This window comes from Sorangium aterium, from assembly GCF_028368935.1.
Lineage (GTDB): Bacteria > Myxococcota_A > Polyangia > Polyangiales > Polyangiaceae > Sorangium > Sorangium atrum.
This window is the reverse complement of sequence record NZ_JAQNDK010000001.1, coordinates 3,113,367-3,134,903: the sequence shown is the minus strand read 5'-3', so window position 1 is coordinate 3,134,903 and position 21,537 is coordinate 3,113,367. Positions and strand designations below refer to the sequence as shown.

Here is a 21,537-nt window from a genome sequence, read left to right as displayed (position 1 = left end):
AAACGCACATCTGGACGAAATGCTGCAACCAGCCTGCGCTAAACATCCGGGAGAGGCGCGGCTCGTTGGTGGGGTCGGCCTCCCGGAAAGAACCCACATGCACCTCACCCCGAGCACGCTCCGCGGCGAAGCCGTGGTGCTCCAGCCCCTGTCCGAAGATCAGCTGCCCGAGATCAAGCGGGCCGCGCTGTCCGCTCCCGACGTCTGGCGGTTCATCCCTTACTCCATGCGCGATGCGGCGGACGTCGAGAAGGTCATCCGCCTTGCGCTCGCGATGCAGAGCCGCGGAGAAGCGATCTCCTTCGGAACCCGCCTCGCGTCGACGGGCGAGCTGGTCGGCGGCACCAGCATTCGCCGGGTGGACGCCGCGCTGCCGTCCGTCGAGGTCGGCGGCACCTGGATCGTGCCAGCGTGGCAGCGCACCCGCGTCAACACGGAGGCCAAGCTGCTCCAGCTGACGCATGGCTTCGAGCAACTCGGCTGCCAGCGCATCGAGCTGAAGACCGATGTCCGCAACCTGCGCTCCCAGGCCGCCATCCAGCGCATCGGCGGGACCCGGGAGGGGGGGCTGCGGTCGCACATGCGGCGCGCCGACGGCAGCCTGCGTGACAGCGTGCTGTTCTCGATCCTGGCGAGCGAATGGGCTGCGGTGAAGGAGCGCTTGCTGGCCCGGCTGGCGAGCGCTGAGGGAGCGACGCTGGCGGTGCGGGTGGCTGGCTGAGGATCATCGCGGCGGAGGCGCGCGAAGGGACTGTCGCCCCGAGGTCCCACGGGCAGGCCGTGCTTGACAGGAACGACCGCCCTGGCGTCTCCTGTCCTCCGCGGCGTTTTTCATGCCTTGCCCCATGGAGTCGCTGATCCCCGGCTCGCTCGACGATCTCCTCCGCGGCGCTCGCACCTCCGGGCGCTCGCCGAACTGGCCCCTCGCCTCACCGCCGAAGGGCGGGGATGGCCTCGCCGACCTGCCCACCGTCGAGGCGGTGCTGGACGCGATAGCGGAAGGCCGGGTGCATCCTGAGAAGGTGTTCTTCATCGACGCGACGTCGGAGTACGTGGACGCCAAACGCTTCCTCCGGGCGGAGCCCGACGCTGCGCTCGACGGCGCGGGGGTGCGGCGCTTCTTCGAGGTGGAGGGGGGTAGCCTGCTCCTCGCGGGGGTGCAGGACTGCTTCCCGGCCGTCGGTGCGCTCACAAGCGCCCTGTCCGGAGCGCTCTTGGCCCAGGCCAACACGAACCTTTACCTCACGCCGGGCGGGGCGCAGACCTTCCCCCGCCACTGGGATACCCACGACGTGGTGGTGCTCCAGCTCGAGGGGCGCAAGCGGTGGACCATCTACGAGCCCCTCCTCGAGGCGCCGCTGCACCGCCACCACGCCTGCCGCACCGCCGAGCTCCGCGAGATGACCCCGCGCTGGGGCGAGATCGAAATGCAGCCGGGTGGAGCGCTGTACATCCCCCGCGGCTATCTCCACGAGGCGACCGCTGTCGAGGGCCCCTCGCTCCACATTTCCACCGGGATCCACCGGATCACCTGGCACCGCCTCGTCGAGGTGATGGTGGCTGACGCGCTGCGGGAGTGCGCCGAGGACCTGACCTTCCGGGGAGACTGCCCCGCAGGGGGGGCGCACCTTGCTGCAACCGTCCGAGAGGGGATCGCGCCCCGCGTCGAGGCGCTGGTGAAGCGGCTCCGCGAGATCGATGCAGCGGAGGTGCTCCAGTCCCTCACCGAGCCGGCCGACGGGCCGACCGACGAGGAAGAGAGCTAGGGGCCAGCCCCGGGCCCGCTCGCGCGAGGCGCTTCTTCTTGCGGACAGATGCGGATTCTCGGTAACTTGTGAGGGCCACCTCTCCTGCGGCCGCTGCACCGCCGCGTACTGCTCATCGCCCATTGCTCCAAGGAGACCTCGGATGTCTACAACGCCCCGATCCAAGAAGGTGAACGTCCCGAAGCCCGCCGCCAGCGCCCACGTTTGCCGACATGATCCGACGCCCATCACGCGGAAGATCAGCATCCCGAAGCCCGCCGCCAGCGCCCACGTTTGCCGGCACGACCCGACGCCGAGCAAGAAGACCAAAATTTAGCCGTAGTGCTGGAGGTGCGTCGCCATTCCCTCCGGCCGCTGGGTGACACGACACGCCCCGGAGGGGACGACCGCCTGCAAGGACTCCCCCTGCATACCTCGCGATTTCGCCCGTCCCGACCCATGTCGTCGCACGGCGACGGGCGAGCCGGATTCACGGATTCTCGGGCAGACGTCGTGGACCCGAGGAACGTCTCATCGCCCGCGGCAGCGGCCTCCTCACGGGAGTGATCCGATGGCTGTTCACATCGGCATGAGCTACCATCCGGAGCTTCACGACCTGCTGTGGCGAGCCAGGGATGAGGGGCTCGTCGACTTCCTGGAAATACAGCCGGAGCGATACATCTACAGTCACTTCGAGAGGGGCCAGATGAAGCGGCTACTCTCCGACTTCGGCACGTCGTACTGCTTTCATTTCGCCTGCAACTCGCTGGGCAGCGCCGACTATCGGCTCGACCGCAACGCGCGGCAGCGTCGCGACATCGTCAATCGGTTGGCCCCGCGCTGGTGCTCGGATCACATGACGTCCTGCCGCATCGGCGATTTCGACCTCGAGAAGAACCTGCCGCTGCTGCGGACCGACGAGACGCTGCAGATCCTCGTGGAGAACATAAAGCTCTTTCAGGAGGGCCTCGCTGCGCCGTTCCTGCTCGAGAACATCGCCACGATGTGGGAGCTGAAGCGATCGACGATCGCCCACGACGACTTCTTTGCCCGGGCCGTCGAGATGGCCGACTGCGGCATCCTGCTCGACCTCCACAACCTGTACGCCGACCAGCTCAACCACGGGCTGGACGCGAGGGCGTTCATCGATCGCATGCCGGCGCACCGTATAAGGCAGCTCCACCTCGCCGGAGGCTCCTCGCACGACGGTTACTATTATGATGGCCACGACCACGAGGTCCCCCAGGTCGTCTTCGAGCTGCTGGAGCACCTCCTGACACGGGTGACCCCGGAGGCCGTGATCCTGGAGCGCGAGGCGCGCTTCAAGGACCTGCCCAGGGTGTGGGATGATCTCGTCCGGATTCGAGGGATGTGCCAGCGATGAGCCGCGCGAGCGTCGCCCGCTGGCAGGAGCGCTACCTGAGGAGCCTCGTCCAGGGTGGGCCTGTCGAGGGAGCTGAGCTCGGCGACGAGCTATCCCAGTACAGCGAGTCGTGCCTGGCGAGCATCGCCACGTCGTTCAGGGCTTCGATACAGCGCTCGGTCAAGAGCCATTACCCGGTGTTCTGCGGCCTCACGGCGAGGAGGCGGCGGCTCTGGGACTGCCTCTATTCTCAAGTGAGCATGGATACCGATCGAGGCGCCATGATCAAGAAGATCTTCGGCGTCCTGTATTCATGGGCGGAGCGCCTGGACGGCGCATGTCTGTACAAAGACCTCCTGAGGGTGGAGCGGGCGGTCGCCCTCGCGCAGTTTCATCAGGCGCGGCCCCGGATCACGGGGCGCCTCAAGGTAGACACCTCCCGCTTCGGGATCCACGACAGCGGCCACCTCTATTGCATGAAGCTCGCCTCGAACGTCATGGACCTGTATCCAGCCATCGATCGCATCAGCGTCCTTCAGGGCAGAGGAGAATCCATCTACGCGATCTACTACTCCCGCGACAGGCAGAGCGTGATGACGCACCGGCTCTCGAAGCAAGCCGCCGAGGATCCCTGCAATCTGCTGAGAGGCGAGCTGAGCTGAGGCGGACGCCGGGCACGCCTGCGCCTGCAGCGAGGAGATTTGCGCGATGAAGATCTGCATCATCAGCAAGTTCCCACCCATTCAAGGGGGCGTCAGCACCCGGACCTACTGGATGGCGTATGCGCTCGCCAAGCGCGGCAATCAGGTCTGGGTCGTCACGAACGCCGACGAAGCAGAGGCAGATTACCGGATGGTCATGACCCCATCCGACAAGCGGCGGCTGCACATCCGCTTCGCGAACGGCGGCTCCGTCCGCTGCGTCTCGTCGGAGCGCCCTGCGTACGACCTCTACGTCCCCTGGGCGAACCCGTACGTGACCAAGCTGGCCTCCATGGCGACGGACATCGTCAGGGAGCACGCCTGCGATCTGATCTACGCCTACTACCTGGAACCGTACGGGATGGCTGCATCTCTCGCGGCGCAATGGACGGGGGTCCCCTGCGTCCTGGCGCACGCGGGGAGCGACATCTCGGTCCTGATGACGAGGCCGTGGCTGAGGACCTCCTACGCCGAGATCCTGAAGCGGGCGCACAGGGTCGTGACGGCGAAGCACTTCGATGACCTCTTCGTGGGGCTCGGAGTGAAGAAGAGGCGGCTCTACCACCTCGGCTCCGACTCCCTCCCCACGCACTGCTTCCGCCCCGGCGCGCCGAGGCTCGACGTGAACGAGCGCCTGGCGGAGGCGCTCGCCGGCCACGACTGGCTCCATGCGTGCTTCCGCGAATCCGCCCCGAAGACGTTCGATCCCCGTGTCCCCACGCTCGGGATGTACGGCAAGATCGATCATGCGAAGGGCATGTTCGACTTCATCCGGGCGCTGGGGATGGTGCAGCGCCGGGGCGTCGACGTCCAGGCGATCATGATGTGCGGCGGCGCCGAGAAAAGCTGCCGCGAGCTCGCCGCGTTCATCCGCGAAAACCGGGTGGAGGAGAACGTCTGGCTGCTCCCGTTCATGCCGAACTGGGTGATCCCGAGCCTCATCAACGCCACCACGGCGACGTGCTTCCTGGAGCGAGACTTCTTCATCGACTACCACACGCCGGGCGTACCGAGAGAGGTGCTCGCGTGCGGCAGCTGCCTCGTCCTGTCGGGTGATATCCACAAGAAACGAGGTTACAAGGAGGGCCTCGTGGACGGAGAGAACTGCCTCCTCGTGCCGGATCCGAGGGACCACGAAGCCTTGGCCAGCAAGCTCGAATGGGTCGCGCGCAACCCCAGGGAGGCGGAGGAGCTCGGCCGTCGTGGCCTCCTCCTCTCGCGCATGTGGGAGGATTTCGACGAGTACATGGAGGATCTACATACCATGTTCCATGGATTCGTCAGCGCATAGGGCTTCACGGCGCTCCCCGTCCCCTCCCGGATGCTGGCCTCTGTTCCCTGAGACATCGCGGGCGATGAAGATACAAGAAACGACGGTCAACGGACGCAAGGTCATCCTCGTGGATCACCTCTTCCGCAAGAAGAAGATCGAGCAGGTCTACCGGACCCTCTCGGAGTCCTACGTCTACTACCGAGGGCAGCTCAGCTCGAGCGCGGATCATTTCCCGAAGATGGTGGCGCACTTCGTGGACCTCGAGGCGTTCCAGTCGCTCTTCTTCTACGAGGACGTCTTCGGCCTCATGAAGCAGTGCTGCGCGGACGTGCCCCACCACCTCTACAAGGCGTACGTCAACCAGACGTCCTACGGCGACGTCAACTACCCGCACGTCGACTGCAAGCCGCGTCGCCGAGACGTGACGGTGCTCTACTACGCCAACCCGCGCTGGGACCGCGAATGGGGGGGAGAGACGATGCTCTACGACGACTCGGGGGCCTTCAACCTGGCTGTCTTGCCGGCCCCTGGGCGCGTCTTGATCTTCCCGGGCGCGACATGGCACTGCGCGGGCATTCCGAGCAGGGTGTGCCCCGTGTCGCGGTTCACGCTGGCCATGAAGTATACGCCGTCCGCGAAGGACGCCCGGCAGGTTCGATCGAGCAGGCCGCGAGATGCGTGATCGAGGCGCTATGTTCAGGAAGAGAGCGGCGATTCGCGGCACGGGAAACAAGAATTCAATCGATGGGGGGTCGCCATGAGGATCAAGACACACCTGGTGTCGATGCCGTGGGCCGATGTCTATGTTCCCTCGGTCCAGCTCGGCGCGCTGAAGGCGCACCTCGATGTCGCGTTCCCCGGCCGTTTCACGACCAACACATACTCTGCATTTTGCTCGGTGTTCCTCGACGCCGGCGAGTCGGACCTGTACTCCGAGCTCTCGGAGTTCAGGGAGTTCCCGTACTTCCTCCTCGCTCTGGAGCGGTTCATCAGGCCGCGCGGGTCCGTCGAGGGGGCCCCCTCCCTCGACGAGCTGCTCTCGATCGTGAACGCTCCGAAGCGCGGTCGCGTCAAGCTCACGAAGCGCTCGCTGACCCGCCTGAGGAGCGCGACGCACAGGTACATCGACGCCGCGCTGGGGCCGGAGCTCATCCGGAACGGCGTGAACCTGGTCGGCTTCACGCTCAATTACAACCAGGTCTATTCGTCCATTTACTGCGCCCTCTACCTGGGCCAGAGGTACCCGGATCACAGGTGCGTCTTCGTGTTCGGCGGGGCGAGCGCGGCGGCGACCAGCGTCGCCGACGTGCTGAAGCGGCTAGGTATCCGCGGGTTTGGCGTCCTCGGAGAGGGGGAGAAGAAGCTGGAGCTGCTCGCGGGCGCCTACCTGCGCACCCCCCTGAGCGAGATGGAGCGTCTCCACGACAGCATCCCCGGCGAGGTGCAGGGGATCTATGACATCCAGACCAACCAGATGGATCTCTTCAAGAGAGATCCGGCGAACTTCGCTTCGCAGCTCGTATCCATCCGAGACCTCGGCGTCCCGGATCTGGAGGAGTACTTCCGGGCCATCAGGAGGGTGTTCCGGGGCGCGGAGGCGATCCGACCGTTCAGCAAGAACGTGCTGCTTCCCGTCGAGGGGAGCCGGGGATGCTTCGCCAAGTGCGATTTTTGCGGCATCAACGTCAACTGGGAGGGCTTCAGAAAGCGGCTCGCGGGGGACATCGTCAAGGATGTGCTGGCTATGATCAAGCGCTACGGGGTGCGACGTATCCTGTTCATGGACAACGTCTGCGACACGTGGGCGGAGGGCTATGCCGATGAGCTGATACGGCTCAACATCCAGATTCCAGCGACGATGGAGCTCCGGGCGCACCACCCTGAACGGTTCTGGACAAAGCTGGCCCTGGCCGGGGTCGATGCTGCTCAGGTCGGGATCGAGTCCCTGTCCTCGTCGCTGATCCGACGAATGAACAAGGGGACCAGGGCGCGGCAGAACATCCTCGTTCAAAAGTGGCTGAAGGAGCTGGGCATCCGCTCGCTCTCGAACCTGATCATCGGGCACCCCCGCTCGACGATGGATGATATCGCCGAGACACAGCGGATCATCGAGGAGACGCCTCACCTGGGGAGCTACAGCCTGTCGGATTATACGTTGTCTTATGGAAGCCCTCTCTTCAACCAGCTCGGTCCTGATGAGATGGCGCGGCTCAGGCCCGATACCTATCTGGAAGGACTGGAGGGCGTCGAGCGATTCCTCGTGCCATACTACGGCTACTCCGCGCCCGAGGGATGGTTTGAGCCCGGCGTGATGGAAGGCTGGCGTAGCTTTGCCGGGTGGTACGAGGAGCACGTCCAGTGGAAGCGTGGGATCCCGGCCATGGAAGTCCACCGGGTGAGCCCGGGCGAGCTGCTCATCAGGGACGAGCGCTCCGGGGATCTCGTCGAGACGGTTCTCGATGGGGAGCTGGCGTGCATCTATGATCTGTGCCACGCCGGCATGGAGCCAGGGCGAGCGGCAGCGGCCGCCGGGCTCCAGCAGGAAAAGGTCCTGCGGCTGCTCGGTGAGCTCGTCGAGCGGCGCCTCGCGCTCGAGGTGGAAGGCCACTTCATCTCCCTGGCGCTGAGACCCAGGGATGAATTGCTCCGAAATCACTACGTGGCATCGGCAAGCCGGGAGACGGAGGCGATGAGGCCCACGGAGGCGAAGCCGCAGGCGAGACGACTCTCGATGATATGATGGCAGCGGAATCCTCGTGCCGGTGGTGCCGGCGCCCCGCGGGGGCGATGCGCCACGCCCGAACCGCCCGGCGGGCCTGTCAGTCGGTCTCGGGACGCACTGTCGGTGATCATCGCGTCCCGCGTCCGATCGGTGAAGACCGCGGCCCCATGATCGGCAGCGTTCACCGTTCACCGCCGGCACCCACGCCGATCTGGGCCGCGCTCGCCTTCGCAGGCGGCACCGCGCCAAGCGCGATGGTCCCCTTCGTGACCGCCGCTTCGAAGAACTGGGCCGAAGGAACTCCCGTCACCGTAACGGACGCCACGCTCCCGATGGCCCTCGAAGCCATGAGCGTGACGACGTTCGTGAGTCAGTGAAGCCTAGCCAGATCGGCCCCGTCGCTCAGGGGACCTTCATCAGGGCGTTCTGCTCTGCTTGCGCGCGGCCATCGGTGCAGAACTTGCAGTTGTCGCCGTAGAAGAAGTTCCTGTTCGCTGTGTCATCCATCAGATGAACGCGGAACCAGGCCGCGGCCGACGACAGGGACACGCCATTTGCGCCCTGATAGACCCAGCTACCGTGATCCGCTTTGAGCTCGTTGAGGAAAAACGCGGGCTGATCGGTGACTGTCTTGAAGACATCGTGGACCCCGCTGCATTTCACCGTGGAGTCGTTCCCCCCGCAGAAGAACAACATGGGGGTGTGCACTCCCTTGAGGGCAGTGGTGCCGCAAATCGTGCCGAGGGCCGAGAAACGGGGATCGGAGGCCGTCTTGCAAGTCGACATGCCCCCATAGGAATGGCCAAGCTGGCCGATCTTCGTGGTGTCGAGGGCGTGATAGTACGGGCTGCTCGCATCCTCGGCTTGTTCCAAGATCCAATCGAGGCCCGCGGTCGTGGGAAGAGGATCGCCATCGGCGGTCGCGGTGCTGAGAGAAGCCACCACGACGAAACCGTGGGACGCGAGATGGTTGACGATCGGTCCGTATTGTCCGCACCACTGATTGCTGCCGGAGTTGACGACGCATTTCGGTGGCTTCTGCTCCGGATTGTCCCGGTAGCCATTGGCCCAGATCAGGATCGGATGGCAGTGGCCGCTGGTTGCGATATTGCTCGGGCGGTACACGTTGAAGCGCTGTTGCTCGTCCCCATAGATCGGATCGGGAACGACGCCGGCGAGGGGGCCGACGTTCTTGTCTGCGGTGACCGAGAAGGGGCCCGTCTTGGTAGGATCGGCCGTGGGGAACGGGTCGCCGACGCAGCTACCGGTCGAGCCGCCGCTACCGGTCGAGCCGCCGCTTCCGGCATTTCCTTGGCCGCCGCTGCCCGTTTGCCCGCCCGAAGCCGCGCCACCCGTGGCCCCGCTCGAGCCGCCCGGCGCCGAGCCGCCAGCCCCACCACTGGATGCGCCGCCGCTGGATGCGCCGCCGCTTTCGGCCGTTCCCCCAGAGCCCGTCGCACCACCGGAGGCCGTGCCCCCGCCGCCCGTCGCACCGCTGTCCGTGCCAACCGCGCCCCCGCTCGCGGCAGCGTCCCCATCCGATCCGTTACCACACGCCGCGGTGGAAACGCACACGCCCAAAGCCAGTAGCCAACGCCTCATGGTGACTCTGTCCTCGCCCAGCCGCTCAGCGTCGTCAAGCGCTTTGGCGGATAGGACAAGCAAACGCGTTCCGCAAAGTCAAGATTCTCGGAGCCGTTCCTGGCTCGTGCAGTCCGACTGTACGAGCTTATCGACAGAACGGGCCTTATGCGATCAGACAGGCCTTCCACTCGTGAAACGCCTGCGATTACCGCGACGTCGCACCAAGCGGAAGGCATCCTACCGTATAGCTGTACACTACTGGCACCAAGCGGAAGGCATCCTACCGTATAGCTGTACACTATTGAGCTCGTCCAAACGGCCGCCCCGTCACGCGCGGCCAGCACGCCGCCTGCGTCGTCACGCTCGTCGACTGGCTCGTGCACCGGGCCGAGGTGATCGAGATCGAGGCCGAGAGCTACCGGCTCAAGGAAGCCAAGGAGCTGAGCGCCTCCCGCATCAAGCAGCGCCGCGCCAAGAAGCACTGAGCCGCCTCTTCACCGGTGAACTTCACCGACACCGGGCGCGGATTTCACCGGTGAACTTCACCGAACCCCCGCGGATTGCCGCGATCATCAACACGCACCGACGCGGAGATGATGCCGTCCGTCTCTGCGGGCGAGCCGTCGGCGTTCCTGGGATCGTGGACCTCGATGGTCGTGTAAACCGCCTTCAGCCGGGCAGACGAGCGGTCCTCTGCGGGCTTGCTCGGCTCCTCGGCCAGCAGCGGCTCGACCCGGGCCCTCGATGTGTCGAAGACGCGACGTACCATCGGAGGAGCCCCTCTCGGGACAGCGGCGCCGTGGCCAGGTCGGGGTCGGCGAGCCCGGCCTCCTCCAGCGAACGCTGCTTGTCGCGGGCGCGCGTCCAGAGCCGCACATACAGGTCGCCTCGAGCACGCCGTTGCCGGAGGCCAGGCCGTTCGAGCTGTAAGACGTTCTATCGCCTTTCTGGATGAATGAATGAGCGTAGAACTTCCTCCGGTGTTTCGTCGACGACGTGCGAATGGGTGCTCGTCGTGATTGCTGTTTCATGGCCTCTCGCTTCCATGGCCAGGATAGATTCCGGGCGATAGTAGGCCCACGGATGCTGCCTGTTGTAGTCTGATGGAACGTTCGTGCCGCGTCCGTCCGAATTGCGAGTCAGTCGAATGAATGGCGTCAAATCAAGCTGAGCTATGAGTTTGTCGATCGGATCGACCGTGTCGAGGCCTAGAAATGGGGTGCCGATGTGGGTGTCCAGGCCCAACCCCAGATTTCTCGGGACAATCGCGTGGATCGTGTCCCGATCCAGCACCCAATCGTATCGATGTTCCGATCCGCCTTGTCCGGCGGCGCATTGCGCGAAAGACACCGGGTGCGCGATCGGGCATGCTTTCAGCACAGCCTCGGCCGGTAGGCCTGCAAGCTTGACTGCGCCGTGTAATTCAATGGTTCCGCTTCGGTCCGTCCGGAATCCTTTTATCCGGTTCGCCCGGAAGAATGCTCGACCGCCTTTGACCTGAGCGACTGTCATGTTCGTCGTCCAGTTCGGCTCGAGCTGGTCGCTGTGCACGCTCTCCCGGCTGTCGAAGGTGTAAACGTAGGTGGACGAAGCCTCGAGGGGAGACGCTCCGAGCAATCGCTCGCGACGAAAGTAAATGACTTGTCCCTCGTTGCTGTGCATGCAATCGAATGTCTCGTCGGGGAACCTGGCCATCAACTCGCTCGGCGACTCTGCGGCCATGTAATCTCGGCCGCTTGACGTGTGGACCGTCGTTGCGTCGTTGATGCTCGTGATGTACTCGATTGCGCTGAGGCGAATATGTCCCCATGTGCGTATCGAGTTCTTTGAGAATGGAATTTTTGCGAATGGGTCGTCTCCTTGGATGGTACTTGACAAGGATTCGACCATGCGACTTTCCAGGTAGCGTCGCCCATGAAGTTCATTGAGGAGCGTTCCCTTCTCCTCTCGTAATAGAGATTCGATGGCGAGAGGTCGAATGTAAAGAGGCGGGCGGTTGCCCGAGGAATGTGCCAGCGTGATGAATGTCATGGATGGCCCTCCTGAAATTTCAGGGGCCAGGCATCCTAGGAACCTGGCGTCCGCGAGGTCAATCCTGCTGCGGGTTGACGCTGGCTGAGCTCCACGCCGGTGAGATCGGTTCGCTCGCTCGATCCTCGACCTGAACGGCAATCAGACCGGCGACGCCTGCGACCTGGGCATCGACGAGCGCGGCGGGGCATGCCTGGCCGCCGGGGTCGTCGATCGCGACGACGACACGAGCTGGCCGAACCCTGCCAGCCTTCCGAGCCCCGGGACCATCGACACCGCGATCTTCGGCCGGTACTGCGGCGGGCGCTTCCTTTACCTATGCGCTATCGCTGGGCGGCGCAGGTTGCGATCGCCTCGCTGCCAGGACAGCCTCCTTCACCGGGGCGCTCAAGGCTGGATAGCGCTCACGGCGAGCTCAAGCGCCGAGCTCGGTAAGCAGGACTATATATTTCTACCATCAGCGCAATTCTCCCGCCGAAAAGTCGATCGATGCGTGATTTTTGTAGCAAAGCTGCTTGGACGCTCGCCGTGTTGGGACATACTGGTCCCCTCGATGGCTTGGCCGCATCCGGGGGCAATTGCCTGCCCGCTCGGGTCGCGCTGAGGAAAGGAGACTTATGTCACGATGGTTGAAGCTCTCGTTGCTCGCCCTTGGTGCCAGTGCTCTCTTGGCCGCGTGCGGGGATGACGGTGAGTCGTCCGCTGGCTCCGGCAGCGGCGCGAGCACGTCGGCCGCGAGCGGCTCGGGCGGCGGCGACGCTTCGACGAGCACCTCTGCGTCCGGAAGCGGCGGCGGCGACGGCGGAAGCGGCGGCGGCGACGGCGACGGCGGGAGCGGCGGCGGCGATGGCGGGAGTGGCGGCGGCGATGGCGGGAGTGGCGGCGGCGAGTCCCTGCGGGCCGAGGCGGAGCTCCAGGGGTTGAACTCGAGCGGTCTGACCGGGACTGCGACGTTCACGCAGGCCGGAGAGGAGGTGACGCTCACCATCACGGTGTCCGGCTGCCCTGCCGGCGAGCACTCCGCGCACATCCACCAGAACAAGAGTTGCGAGAACAACGGTGACGCTGCGGGCGCCCACTGGATCCCCAACGGCGAAGGGCTCGGCAGCTTCAAGTGCGATGAGGCTGGCCAGGGCACGCATAGGGTCAAGCGCGGGACCGATATTTGGACCGTCGGTGGCGACGAGGCCACCGACGTGACGAAGTACGCGATCGTGGTGCACGCCGCGGCAGACCCGCAAGCCGGCGGCCGCATCGCCTGCGGGCTCATCGAGCTGGAGTAACCCTCCGCGCAGCGCTTCCGTCCGGGCCTCCAGGGGCGCATCCCCCTCCGACCGGCTCGCTCTTTCTGGGCCCGGCCGGCGCGCGGCGTGCGTGCGACAAGCCGCCGGCGACGCTCGGAGTCTCTACTTCGGAGGCATCCCCGTGACCTCCTGACGGCGGAGGGTGACGGTGCGCTCGACGACGTCCGATGCGGAGAGCAGACGCAAGCGGGGCGGCTACCGGGCGGTCGACGACCCGCGCCGAGCGTCTGCGCCGCACGATTGCGATCGATGTCCTCGAGTGCCCGGCCTGCAAGGGCAGGATGAAGCTCGTCGTCATGATCACCGCGCCGAGCAACATCGCCCGCTTCCTCACCGCGCTCGGCGAGCCGACCGACGTTCCAGGCCGCTCACCCAACCGAGGACCGCCGTACTGTGGGTTCGGGGCGCAGGGCGCCGTAGGCGACCCGGAGCCCCGAGCGTTGAAGAGCACCGTCCTGCGCCGCAAGGCGCTCGGGGAAGCGGCGTAGCCGCAAGAGCATCCCGGGCCGGACCAACGCCCGGAGGGCGACGTGTGCCCGCGGCACGCCGATGCGCCCCATTTCGCGCTCTGCGCCGCGCTCGCCCCGCTCTTTCGACCCATGAACGAGGCGTCGCGACGCGCGCGGTCCCGCCACTTCGGTTCGCTGCGCACCACGTTGCCCCGCCTTGCCCCGCCGTCCCGCCCCGGGCAGGCTTCGCCCATGGGCGAGCCCGCCGAGAAGCAGCGCCGCGCCACGTACGCCGACCTCGAGGCCGTCCCGCCGAACAAGGTGGCGGAGCTCGTTCGCGGCACGCTGCACGTTCCTGAGCCCGTCGACCGAGGACGTCGACCGCGCGGAGAAGATGCCGATCTACGCGCGCGAGGGCGTGCGGTACGCGTGGCTGGTCGACCCGATCGCGCGCACGCTCGAGGTGCTCTCTCTCGTGTCCAGTCGAAGCTGGGAGCGCGGTCCGATCCACCGCGACGCCGCCCGCGTTCGCGTCGCCCCCTTCGAGGCGATCGAACTCGACCTCTCGGTCCTCTGGGCGAAGTAGTAGCTCCTCGATTGCGTGGTGACGGGAGGTTCTGTTCGACGCTCTTGGAGCGGATCTCGTCGTGGTCGGTCAGCTGGGCGGCGGCTCGGCGCTGGCCTGGCGGGGCCCCGGGATCAGCGGCACCGAGGCATCTCAGCCAGGAAACTAACTAAATCTAGGCGGAATCTAGAAAATTAACTCTGCATCCTGGCTAAATGAAAGCTCCGTTCAGAATTAATTCTCTAGGATCCAGGTGATCGAAAGCCACATCGAGAGAATCGACTCTGGGAACCAGATTGATCTACCCAGGATCCAGAAAAAGCGCTCAGGAATCGAGCTAAACGCCCCGCCCGGGCGCTGTCGGATCGATGATCCGCGGACTCCCGGCACCGGATCCGGCGATGCCGCGCGGGAGGACGAGGGCTCAGCGCTTCAGCTCAGGGCGCCGCCGCTCCCTGCTCGGCCGGCGCAGCCTGCGGCGCGGGGGCGGGCGGCTGCGCGGCGGCGCCGTCCTGCGCCGGCGCATCCATGGCGCAGCGGAAGCCGATCCACGCGTGTGCCGTCACGGGCGCCGCGGCGGTGCGGTACGTGGCGGAGAGCTTCTCGGGGCCGTCCAGGAAGCTCCCGCCGCGCACGACCTTCAGCGGGAAAGAAGGGTCGCCCTGCGGGTTCTCGCCGCCGGGCGGCGGGAAGACGAGGCCGTCCGAGACCCACTCGGACACGTTGCCGGCGAGATCGTAGATGCCCTCCGGGGTGCGATCGCTCGGGTGGGCGCCGGACGCGCACGTCGAGACGTCGGCGCCGCGCGCCAGGCAGCCCTCGTTGCGGTCGTAGCAGGCGCGCTCGCAGGCCGGCGCCTCGTCGCCCCAGACGAACGCCCGGCCGGCCGCGCCGCGCGCGGCGACCTCCCACTCCGCCTCGGTGGGCAGCCGCCGGCCGCGGAAGCGGCAGTAGCTCTCGGCCTGGGAGTAGTCGACGCAGTTGATCGGGTGCCCGGTCGCGTTGCGGGGCTCGTTGCAGCGCCGCGTCCAGAGCTCGACCTCCCGCTGCTCCTCGGGCCCCACCGGCGCCTGCGCGCCGGGCAGGAGCTCGGGCGTCAGCGAGACGTGATCGGCCGTGGAGCACATGCGCTGCTGCATGCAGGCCCGGTAGGCGCGGACGGTCACCTCGTTGCGATCGATGTAGAACCCGCGGGTGAGCGTCACCTGGCGCGCCTCGCCCGCGGCGCCGATCGTGGTCGAGATGGGCCCGATGAAGACCATGTCCGCCGGCGGCGCCGCGGGCGCGGCGGGCTCGGCGGAAGGCGCCGCGGCCGAGGCGCTCGCCGTCGGCGCGGCGGTGGCGGGCGCCGGCACGCCCGCCGCGGCCGGCGCGGTACGCCCGGCGGACGATGCCGCGGTGGTGCGCGCGGCCGGCGCCTTCGCCGGCTTCTTGTCGGGCGCCCGCGTCAGGACATACGCCGTCGCGCCGGCGCCCCCGAGCACGAGCGCCGCGACGAACCAGGGAAGCGCCGCGCGCGCGGTGCTGCGACGGTGCGGTGGCGCGGCGTGCGGCGGCGGCGTGGCGTGCGGCGGCCCGCCCGCCGCGGCCTGGGGGTGCGGGGCGGCGCCGGGGTGCGGGGCGGCGCCGGGATGCGGGGCCGCGCCGAGATGCGGGGCCGCGCCGGCCGCAGGGGGTCTGGCCGGCGCGACCGTCTCGATCATGGAGTCCTCGACCTGCGCGGTCCTGGAGCCCCCCGTCGCCAGCGCGCCGGCCCCGTCTCGCGCCCGAGGCGCCGCGCCGCCCGTCGCGCCGGCGGCCTGCGGCCCGCTCGCGCCGGCGGCCTGCGGCCCGCTCGCGCCTTGGCTCACCTTGACGACGGCAGGCCGCGCCGGGGCGGGCGCGTGCGCGTCGGCGAGCATCGTCGGCTCGCTCGGCCCGACGGCCACGCCGAGCCCCTGCGCTGCCGCGTACTCCGCGGTCGACTGCCCCGCCGCCTGCTCCGGGGAGGAACCGCCCCGACCCGCGAAGGACCCCGCGCGCTCGCCGTGCGCCGCGGCCGAGAGGGCGTCCCAGAACTCGCCTGCGCTCGTGAAGCGGTGCTTGGGCTCGATCGCGAGCGCCTTGTCGAGCACGCGCTCGATCGCCTCGGGCGCGTCAGGGAGCCCGCGCGCGCGCAGCGTCGGGCGCACCGCAGGGTCGGCCGAGGCGACGTAGAGCTGCGTGGGGTCGTCCCCCTCGAGCGCGCGCCTGCCGCTCACGAGCTCGACGAAGATGAGCCCGAGCGCGAACACGTCGGTCCACGGGCCCGTCGCGCCGCGGGCCTTGTTGAACTGCTCGGGCGCGCCGTAGCGCGGCGTGAAGGCGCTCGGCCCCTGCCGGGTCGCGGCGAGCGCCTCGGTGAACGTCGGGTGATCGGACAGCACCTTGGCGATGCCGAAATCGAGCACCTTCAGCGTCCGCGCCCCGCCGACCTGGGTGAGGAACAGGTTCGCCGGCTTCACGTCCCGGTGCGCGACCTTGTGCGCGTGCGCGACGGCGAGCGCGCGCGCGGCCGGCGTGAGCAGCTGGATCGCCTCGGCGATCGACATGCCGGCCTCGCCCCGCTCGCGGCGCTCCCGGAGGTATTGCCCGAGCGTCTGGCCCTCGAGCCACTCCAGCACCAGGTAGGGCACCCACACGCCGGCCTGGGTGGTGAACGCGCCGACGTCGAGCGCCTGCACGATGCCCGAGGTGGCCCGCGACAGCCGGTGCAGGATCCGCCCCTCGCCCCGCAGCGTCTCGAGCAGCGCGTCCCGCTCCGCGGCGTCGAGCGAGGCCGGCAGCTTCAGGCACTTGATCGCGATGAGCTCGCCGAAGCCCTCGTGCATCCCGCGGTAGACGACGCCGAACCCGCCGTCGCCGATGACGGCGGCGACGCGGTACTTCCCCTCGATGGTCTGCCCCGAGAGGCCAAACGGATCGTCGGACGGCTCCGCCATGCCCCGCTCCTAGCGCGTCGCCGTGCCCAGGCAAAGGGGCTTCCGCGCCGCCCGTCTCCGCCGGCGCGCGCACGCGCTCGCGCGGCTTGCATCTGCATGCATGGGCTTGCATCTGCTCGCATTCGTTTGCATTCGCTTGCATCCGCTCGCTCAGCCTGCGTCCGGCTTGCGCCCCCCGGCGTCCGGGGTGCGTCCGGCTTGCATCCGGCGGCCCGCGGCCCCATGCCGACGCTCATGAAGACGCCGCGAGCGCTCGTGATCCTTGCCGAGGGAGCCGAGGAGATGGAAACGACGATCATCGTCGATGTCCTGCGCCGCGCCGAGGTCGAGGTCGTCCTCGCCGGGCTCGATGGCCCGGGCCCGGTGCGCTGCAGCCGAGGCGTGCGCCTCGTGCCGGACGCCGATCTCTCCGCGGTGACGGGCGACTTCGACGTGGTCGTCCTCCCGGGCGGCAAGGGCGGGGCCGACCGGCTGGCCAGCTCGCCGGCGGTCGGGGAGCGCCTTCATGCGCAGGCGCAGGCGGGCCGGGTCGTCGCGGCGATCTGCGCCGCGCCGATCGCGCTGGCGGCGCACGGGCTCTTCCAGGGCCGCAGGATGGCGTGCCACCCGTCCGTGAACGACGTGGTGTCGGCGCACGGCCAGCTCCTCGCGAGCCCGGTCGTCGAGGACGGGCTGCTCGTCACGAGCCAGGGGCCGGGCACCGCGATGGCGTTCGCGCTCGCGCTCGTCGCGCGGCTCCGGGGCGAGGAGATCGCCGCGAAGGTGCGCGCGCCGATGATGCTGACGGCCTGAGCGAGATCGGCGCTCGGCCGGCCGAAGTTCTGCTAGGCAATCGAGGACGTCAGATTTGCTTTCCGCATCCACGGAGGTCGAGATGAAGCTTATTTCCAAGAGCGCAATTGTCACCGGGGCTGGCCAGGGGATCGGCCTCGAGATCGCGAGAGATCTCATGAGCCGGGGCAGCAACGTGCTGCTCTTCGGCCGGACGGCGGCGAAGGTCGAGGCGGCGGCCGAGGAGCTGAACCGCGCGGCCGACGGCCCGGCACGCGCGCTGCCCTTCCCGGGCGACGCGTCCCGCGCAGAAGACGTGTCGCGCGCCGTCGAGGCGGCGACGTCGGCGTTCGGATTGCCGGGGATCCTCGTGAACAACGCGGGGATCGCCACGCTCGCGCTCCTGACGGACCTGCCGGAGGAGGATTTCGACCGCGTCATCGACATCAACCTGAAGGGCCCCTTCCTCTTCATGAAGGCGGTCGCCCGCGGCCTCATCGCCGCGAAGCAGCCTGGCGCCTTCGTCAACATCAGCTCCATCAACCAGGTCCTGGCGACCGACGGCCTGTCGCATTACTGCGCCTCCAAGGCGGCCCTCGCGCAGCTCACCAAGGGGGCCGCGTCCGAGCTCGGGCGCCACGGCATCCGGGTGAACGTCGTGGCGCCGGGGCTCATCCGGACCCCGCTCGTCGACGACTTCGGGCTCACGACGGGGCTCAGCGCCCAGAGGTTCCTCGAGCGCACGCCGCTCGGGCGGATCGGGGAGACGACCGACGTGGCGCCCGTGGTCTCGTTCCTCTGCAGCGAGGAGTCGCGCTGGATCACCGGCGATACGGTGTTCGTCGACGGCGGGAACAACCTCCGCGGCCTGCACAGCTACTGGGACACGATGAACGCCAGCCTCTGAGGCCGCGCGTCTCCGAGGGGGCTCCTCCGGACGGGCGCCATCGGGCTCTCCGGCGTCGCAGCGCTTGCATCGACCCGGAGCCCCGAGGCGCCGCCGAGGAGGTGTAGCTCGGCGTCGAGTCCGGACGCTTCAAGCGCCGTGATGGGCGGGGGCCTGCGCCCGTCCGGCGACCCACCGCCGCCCTTCCCCTTCGTTTGCAGGATCACCGTCGCCCGCGGAAGGCGCGTATACTCCGCCGCGTGCTGCCGCTGCTCGCTCTGACCGTCATCGTCGTGCTGTGCCTTGGCTACCGCTTCTACGGGAGGATCGTCGCGCGCAACTACGCGCTCGACGACGGCGCCGTGACGCCCGCCGTGAAGGTGAACGACGGCGAGGACTACGTCCCCACGAAGCCGTTCTACCTCTTCGGGCAGCACTTCAGCGCCATCGCCGCCGCCGGGCCGATCGCGGGCCCCATCCTCGCCGGCCAGGCGTTCGGGTGGCTCCCGTGCATCCTCTGGATCGCGATCGGCGTCGTGTTCATCGGCGCGGTGCACGACTTCTCGGCGCTCATCGCGAGCGTCCGCCACGAGGCCGAGAGCGTCGCCGAGATCGCGAAGCGGCACATCGGCCGGCGCGCCTGGCTGTCGATGATGATCTTCATCTGGCTCGCGCTCGCCTACGTGATCGTCGCCTTCACGGACATCACGGCGAGCACCTTCGTCGGCAAGACCGAGGAGTTCGAGGGCGGCACGTTCCAGTTCAACCCCGGCGGCGCCGTCGCCGCGGCGAGCGCCGCCTACCTCGGCCTCTCCATCGTCATGGGCGTGGTCGAGAAGTACCTCAAGCCGCCGCTCTGGCTCACCACGCTCATCTTCGTGCCCGCGACGCTCGGCGTCGTCTGGCTCGGCACCAAGATCTCGACAGCGTTCGTCCTGCCGCTCGACAACCCGCAGCGCGCGTTCGGCCTCATCATCCTCGTTTACTGCCTCATCGCCTCGCTCCTGCCGGTCTGGCTGCTGCTCCAGCCGCGCGGCTACCTGGGCGGGTTCGTCCTCTACATCGCGCTCGCGGTCGGCGTGATCGGGATCTTCTTTGGAAACCTCCGTTACCCGGGGGAGTTCGAGCTGCGGCAGCCCGCGTTCACCACGTTCAACGCCGGCGGCGCGACCGGCATGCTCTTCCCGTTCCTGTTCGTCACCATCGCCTGCGGCGCCTGCTCCGGCTTCCACGGGCTGGTCTGCTCGGGGACGACGTCGAAGCAGATCTCGAAGGAGACGCACACCCACCCGGTGGGCTACGGCGCGATGCTGGCCGAGGCGTTCGTCGCGCTGATCGCGCTCGCGACGCTCGTCATCGTGGCGCAGGGGACGAAGCTGCCCGGGCCGGGCAAGATCTACGGCGACGGGATCGGCAGGTTCCTCACCGTCATCATCGGCAAGGATCACTTCCTGTTCGCCGCGACGTTCGGCGCCATGGCGTTCTCCACGTTCGTGTTCGACACGCTCGACGTCTCGACGCGCCTCAGCCGCTACATCCTCCAGGAGCTGTTCAACTGGAAGGGGCGCGCGGCGTCCGCGGCCGCGACAGCGATCTCGCTGGCGCCGCCCACGCTGTTCATCATGACCGCGCGCCCGCCCGCGCCCGGCGTGCGGCCCGCGTACCTCGACTTCTGGACGCTGTTCGGCACGAGCAACCAGCTGCTCGCGGCGCTGACGCTCCTCGCGGTCACCGTCTGGCTGCACCGCGAGAAGCGGCGCATCTGGTACACGGCGATCCCGATGGTGTTCGTCATGACGATCACGGTGTGGGCGCTCATCCTCCAGGTGCGGACCGCGTTCGCCGCCGTGGCAACCGAGGGGTTCGCGCTGAACGCGACGACGATGAACGGCGTCGTGGGGCTCGCGCTGATCGGGCTCGCTGTGTCGCTGATGGTCGAGTCGGTGAAGGCGCTGAAGAACGGCCCGGCCGCCGAGCCGGCGCCCGGACCAGGAGCGCTGACGCGGTAGCGATCACCCGGCCGCGGCGCGCTCCCGGAGGCGCGCCTCGGCCAGCCGCTCGGCGGCGAGCTGCGGCGACACGCCTTCGCTCGCCGCCATCTCGAGGACCCTGAGGACCGTGTCGTAGATCGCCTGGACGCGCCGGTGGACCTCGGCGCGGGTCCAGCCGAAGAGATCCGCGCCGCCGCTCAGCACGCCGCCTGCGTTGGCCACGACATCGGGGACGTAGAGGACGCCGCGCGCGGCGAGCGCGTCGCCGTGGCGCGGCTCGAGGAGCTGGTTGTTGGCCGCGCCCGCGACGATCTCGGCCCGCAGCTCCTGCACGGCGCGGTCGTCGAGGACGCCGCCGAGCGCGCACGGGGCGAAGATGTCGGCCTGGACCGAGGCGATCGCGCCCGGCGGCACGACGGTGGCGCCGAGCTCGGCGGCGACGTGGCGAGCGCGATCCGGGTCGACGTCCGCGACGAGCAGCCGCGCGCCCAGCCGGTGGAGCTCCGCCGCGAGCCGGCCGCCGACGCTGCCGCAGCCCTGGAGCGCGACGGTCCTGCCGGCGAGCTCGTCGCTGCCCCACCGGTGGCGGGCCCCGGCCTGGATCGCGCGGAGCACGCCCCGCGCGGTCCACGGCGACGGGTCGCCGCCCTCGCCGGCGAGGCCCTTCACGTGGCGCGTCTCGCGCCGGATGAGCTCCATGTCCGCGGGGGTGGTGCCCACGTCCTCGCCGGTGATGAACCTGCCGCCGAGGCGCTCGATGAAGCGCCCGTGCGCGCGGAACAGCCGCTCCCTGTCGAGCGGCTCCGCGCCGCTCCGGAGGATGACCGCCTTGCCGCCGCCGACGTGCATCCCGGCGAGCGCGTTCTTGTAGGTCATGCCGCGCGACAGGCGCAGCGCGTCCACCAGCGCCTCCTCGTCGCTCGCGTACCCGAGGAGCCGCGTCCCGCCGAGCGCCGGGCCCAGCGTGGTGCTGTGGATCGCGATGATCGCGCGGTAGCCCGCGGGCTCGTCCGCGCAGAGCAGCACCTGCTCGTGCCCCATGGCGGCAAGGGTGTCGAACACGCTCTTCATGCCGCGCCGAGCGTACCATTCCGCGGCGACCCCCTGGGCCGGCGCGCTCCGTGACGTCCCGCGCGTCCCGCGCAGCGGCGGCCTGGCGAGCCGGGGTGGCCGGGGGGCAGGGCCCGTCCGC

General features: G+C 68.4%; 20 protein-coding genes. 15 read left to right on the top strand and 5 right to left on the bottom strand.

The genetic code is table 11. The annotated features are described in order from the left end of the window. Positions 1-97 precede the first annotated feature (97 nt). The 9 genes from POL72_RS11550 (at position 98) to POL72_RS11510 (ending at position 8,181) form a co-directional block, all read left to right on the top strand. Entirely contained in the window at positions 98-721 is a 624-nt protein-coding gene (locus POL72_RS11550) for a GNAT family N-acetyltransferase (RefSeq protein WP_272095175.1), read from the top strand. Positions 722-845: 124 nt separating this feature from the next. Further along, positions 846-1,766: a JmjC domain-containing protein gene (locus POL72_RS11545; protein ID WP_272095174.1), complete on the top strand. Its 921-nt coding sequence runs from the start codon at positions 846-848 to the stop codon at positions 1,764-1,766. A gap of 142 nt (positions 1,767-1,908) precedes the next feature. After that, positions 1,909-2,082, top strand: coding sequence for a hypothetical protein (locus POL72_RS11540; protein WP_272095172.1), 174 nt, complete (start codon positions 1,909-1,911; stop codon positions 2,080-2,082). Positions 2,083-2,316: 234 nt separating this feature from the next. Further along, positions 2,317-3,129 (top strand): multinuclear nonheme iron-dependent oxidase, encoded by an 813-nt coding sequence (locus POL72_RS11535; RefSeq protein ID WP_272095171.1) that lies wholly within the window; start codon positions 2,317-2,319, stop codon positions 3,127-3,129. Further along, positions 3,126-3,770, top strand: coding sequence for a hypothetical protein (locus POL72_RS11530; RefSeq protein WP_272095170.1), 645 nt, complete (start codon positions 3,126-3,128; stop codon positions 3,768-3,770). Before POL72_RS11535 ends, POL72_RS11530 begins: the two co-directional genes overlap by 4 nt. A gap of 46 nt (positions 3,771-3,816) precedes the next feature. After that, positions 3,817-5,100: a glycosyltransferase gene (locus POL72_RS11525; RefSeq protein WP_272095169.1), complete on the top strand. Its 1,284-nt coding sequence runs from the start codon at positions 3,817-3,819 to the stop codon at positions 5,098-5,100. Positions 5,101-5,164: 64 nt separating this feature from the next. Then, complete coding sequence (locus POL72_RS11520; RefSeq protein ID WP_272095168.1) at positions 5,165-5,764, top strand: 2OG-Fe(II) oxygenase; 600 nt, start codon at positions 5,165-5,167, stop codon at positions 5,762-5,764. A gap of 75 nt (positions 5,765-5,839) precedes the next feature. Continuing rightward, positions 5,840-7,822, top strand: coding sequence for a radical SAM protein (locus POL72_RS11515; RefSeq protein WP_272095167.1), 1,983 nt, complete (start codon positions 5,840-5,842; stop codon positions 7,820-7,822). A gap of 149 nt (positions 7,823-7,971) precedes the next feature. Continuing rightward, complete coding sequence (locus POL72_RS11510; protein WP_272095166.1) at positions 7,972-8,181, top strand: hypothetical protein; 210 nt, start codon at positions 7,972-7,974, stop codon at positions 8,179-8,181. A 25-nt stretch (positions 8,182-8,206) separates the two neighbouring features. Here POL72_RS11510 and POL72_RS11505 read toward each other — a convergent pair whose 3' ends face one another. The 3 genes from POL72_RS11505 to POL72_RS11495 form a co-directional block, all read right to left on the bottom strand. Then, entirely contained in the window at positions 8,207-9,406 is a 1,200-nt protein-coding gene (locus POL72_RS11505; protein ID WP_272095164.1) for a poly(ethylene terephthalate) hydrolase family protein, read from the bottom strand. A 511-nt stretch (positions 9,407-9,917) separates the two neighbouring features. Then, entirely contained in the window at positions 9,918-10,157 is a 240-nt protein-coding gene (locus POL72_RS11500) for a hypothetical protein (protein ID WP_272095163.1), read from the bottom strand. Between the two features lie 167 nt (positions 10,158-10,324). Beyond that, on the bottom strand, positions 10,325-11,419 hold the full coding sequence (locus POL72_RS11495) for a hypothetical protein (RefSeq protein ID WP_272095162.1): 1,095 nt from the start codon (positions 11,417-11,419) through the stop codon (positions 10,325-10,327). Positions 11,420-12,036: 617 nt separating this feature from the next. Between POL72_RS11495 and POL72_RS11490 the strand changes: the two genes are divergently transcribed. The 3 genes from POL72_RS11490 (at position 12,037) to POL72_RS50295 (ending at position 13,758) form a co-directional block, all read left to right on the top strand. Then, positions 12,037-12,702, top strand: coding sequence for a superoxide dismutase family protein (locus POL72_RS11490; protein ID WP_272095160.1), 666 nt, complete (start codon positions 12,037-12,039; stop codon positions 12,700-12,702). Between the two features lie 302 nt (positions 12,703-13,004). Beyond that, entirely contained in the window at positions 13,005-13,211 is a 207-nt protein-coding gene (locus POL72_RS11485; RefSeq protein WP_272095159.1) for a hypothetical protein, read from the top strand. 355 nt (positions 13,212-13,566) lie between these two features. Continuing rightward, positions 13,567-13,758 (top strand): Uma2 family endonuclease, encoded by a 192-nt coding sequence (locus tag POL72_RS50295; protein WP_276596423.1) that lies wholly within the window; start codon positions 13,567-13,569, stop codon positions 13,756-13,758. Between the two features lie 416 nt (positions 13,759-14,174). Here the strand turns inward: POL72_RS50295 and POL72_RS11475 are convergent, their stop codons facing one another. Continuing rightward, complete coding sequence (locus tag POL72_RS11475) at positions 14,175-16,697, bottom strand: bifunctional serine/threonine-protein kinase/formylglycine-generating enzyme family protein (protein WP_272095157.1); 2,523 nt, start codon at positions 16,695-16,697, stop codon at positions 14,175-14,177. A 234-nt stretch (positions 16,698-16,931) separates the two neighbouring features. Here POL72_RS11475 and POL72_RS11470 point away from each other — a divergent pair, with 234 nt between their 5' ends. The 3 genes from POL72_RS11470 to POL72_RS11460 all read left to right on the top strand — a co-directional run bounded on the left by POL72_RS11470 (position 16,932) and on the right by POL72_RS11460 (position 20,363). Then, positions 16,932-17,489, top strand: coding sequence for a DJ-1 family glyoxalase III (locus POL72_RS11470; RefSeq protein WP_272095156.1), 558 nt, complete (start codon positions 16,932-16,934; stop codon positions 17,487-17,489). A gap of 82 nt (positions 17,490-17,571) precedes the next feature. Further along, positions 17,572-18,375 (top strand): SDR family NAD(P)-dependent oxidoreductase, encoded by an 804-nt coding sequence (locus POL72_RS11465; RefSeq protein WP_272095155.1) that lies wholly within the window; start codon positions 17,572-17,574, stop codon positions 18,373-18,375. A gap of 239 nt (positions 18,376-18,614) precedes the next feature. Continuing rightward, positions 18,615-20,363, top strand: coding sequence for a carbon starvation CstA family protein (locus tag POL72_RS11460; protein WP_272095153.1), 1,749 nt, complete (start codon positions 18,615-18,617; stop codon positions 20,361-20,363). Between the two features lie 3 nt (positions 20,364-20,366). On the opposite strand, the gene POL72_RS11455 is transcribed toward POL72_RS11460, so the two are convergent. After that, the gene (locus tag POL72_RS11455; RefSeq protein ID WP_272095151.1) at positions 20,367-21,416 is read right to left on the bottom strand and encodes a Leu/Phe/Val dehydrogenase; all 1,050 of its coding nucleotides are present in this window, start codon (positions 21,414-21,416) and stop codon (positions 20,367-20,369) included. Between the last annotated feature and the right edge of the window lie 121 nt (positions 21,417-21,537).

What these genes read in the sequence shown, in the direction of transcription:
- POL72_RS11470 (WP_272095156.1), top strand. Translation starts at nt 16,932, where the DNA reads ATGAAGACGCCGCGAGCGCTCGTGATCCTTGCCGAGGGAGCCGAGGAG.
- POL72_RS11535 (WP_272095171.1), top strand. Translation starts at nt 2,317, where the DNA reads ATGGCTGTTCACATCGGCATGAGCTACCATCCGGAGCTTCACGACCTG.
- POL72_RS11500 (WP_272095163.1), bottom strand. Translation starts at nt 10,157, where the DNA reads ATGGTACGTCGCGTCTTCGACACATCGAGGGCCCGGGTCGAGCCGCTG.
- POL72_RS11515 (WP_272095167.1), top strand. Translation starts at nt 5,840, where the DNA reads ATGAGGATCAAGACACACCTGGTGTCGATGCCGTGGGCCGATGTCTAT.
- POL72_RS11465 (WP_272095155.1), top strand. Translation starts at nt 17,572, where the DNA reads ATGAAGCTTATTTCCAAGAGCGCAATTGTCACCGGGGCTGGCCAGGGG.
- POL72_RS11490 (WP_272095160.1), top strand. Translation starts at nt 12,037, where the DNA reads ATGTCACGATGGTTGAAGCTCTCGTTGCTCGCCCTTGGTGCCAGTGCT.
- POL72_RS11525 (WP_272095169.1), top strand. Translation starts at nt 3,817, where the DNA reads ATGAAGATCTGCATCATCAGCAAGTTCCCACCCATTCAAGGGGGCGTC.
- POL72_RS11540 (WP_272095172.1), top strand. Translation starts at nt 1,909, where the DNA reads ATGTCTACAACGCCCCGATCCAAGAAGGTGAACGTCCCGAAGCCCGCC.
- POL72_RS11545 (WP_272095174.1), top strand. Translation starts at nt 846, where the DNA reads ATGGAGTCGCTGATCCCCGGCTCGCTCGACGATCTCCTCCGCGGCGCT.
- POL72_RS11530 (WP_272095170.1), top strand. Translation starts at nt 3,126, where the DNA reads ATGAGCCGCGCGAGCGTCGCCCGCTGGCAGGAGCGCTACCTGAGGAGC.
- POL72_RS11520 (WP_272095168.1), top strand. Translation starts at nt 5,165, where the DNA reads ATGAAGATACAAGAAACGACGGTCAACGGACGCAAGGTCATCCTCGTG.
- POL72_RS50295 (WP_276596423.1), top strand. Translation starts at nt 13,567, where the DNA reads ATGCCGATCTACGCGCGCGAGGGCGTGCGGTACGCGTGGCTGGTCGAC.
- POL72_RS11550 (WP_272095175.1), top strand. Translation starts at nt 98, where the DNA reads ATGCACCTCACCCCGAGCACGCTCCGCGGCGAAGCCGTGGTGCTCCAG.
- POL72_RS11485 (WP_272095159.1), top strand. Translation starts at nt 13,005, where the DNA reads ATGAAGCTCGTCGTCATGATCACCGCGCCGAGCAACATCGCCCGCTTC.
- POL72_RS11455 (WP_272095151.1), bottom strand. Translation starts at nt 21,416, where the DNA reads ATGAAGAGCGTGTTCGACACCCTTGCCGCCATGGGGCACGAGCAGGTG.
- POL72_RS11475 (WP_272095157.1), bottom strand. Translation starts at nt 16,697, where the DNA reads ATGGCGGAGCCGTCCGACGATCCGTTTGGCCTCTCGGGGCAGACCATC.
- POL72_RS11505 (WP_272095164.1), bottom strand. Translation starts at nt 9,406, where the DNA reads ATGAGGCGTTGGCTACTGGCTTTGGGCGTGTGCGTTTCCACCGCGGCG.
- POL72_RS11510 (WP_272095166.1), top strand. Translation starts at nt 7,972, where the DNA reads ATGATCGGCAGCGTTCACCGTTCACCGCCGGCACCCACGCCGATCTGG.
- POL72_RS11495 (WP_272095162.1), bottom strand. Translation starts at nt 11,419, where the DNA reads ATGACATTCATCACGCTGGCACATTCCTCGGGCAACCGCCCGCCTCTT.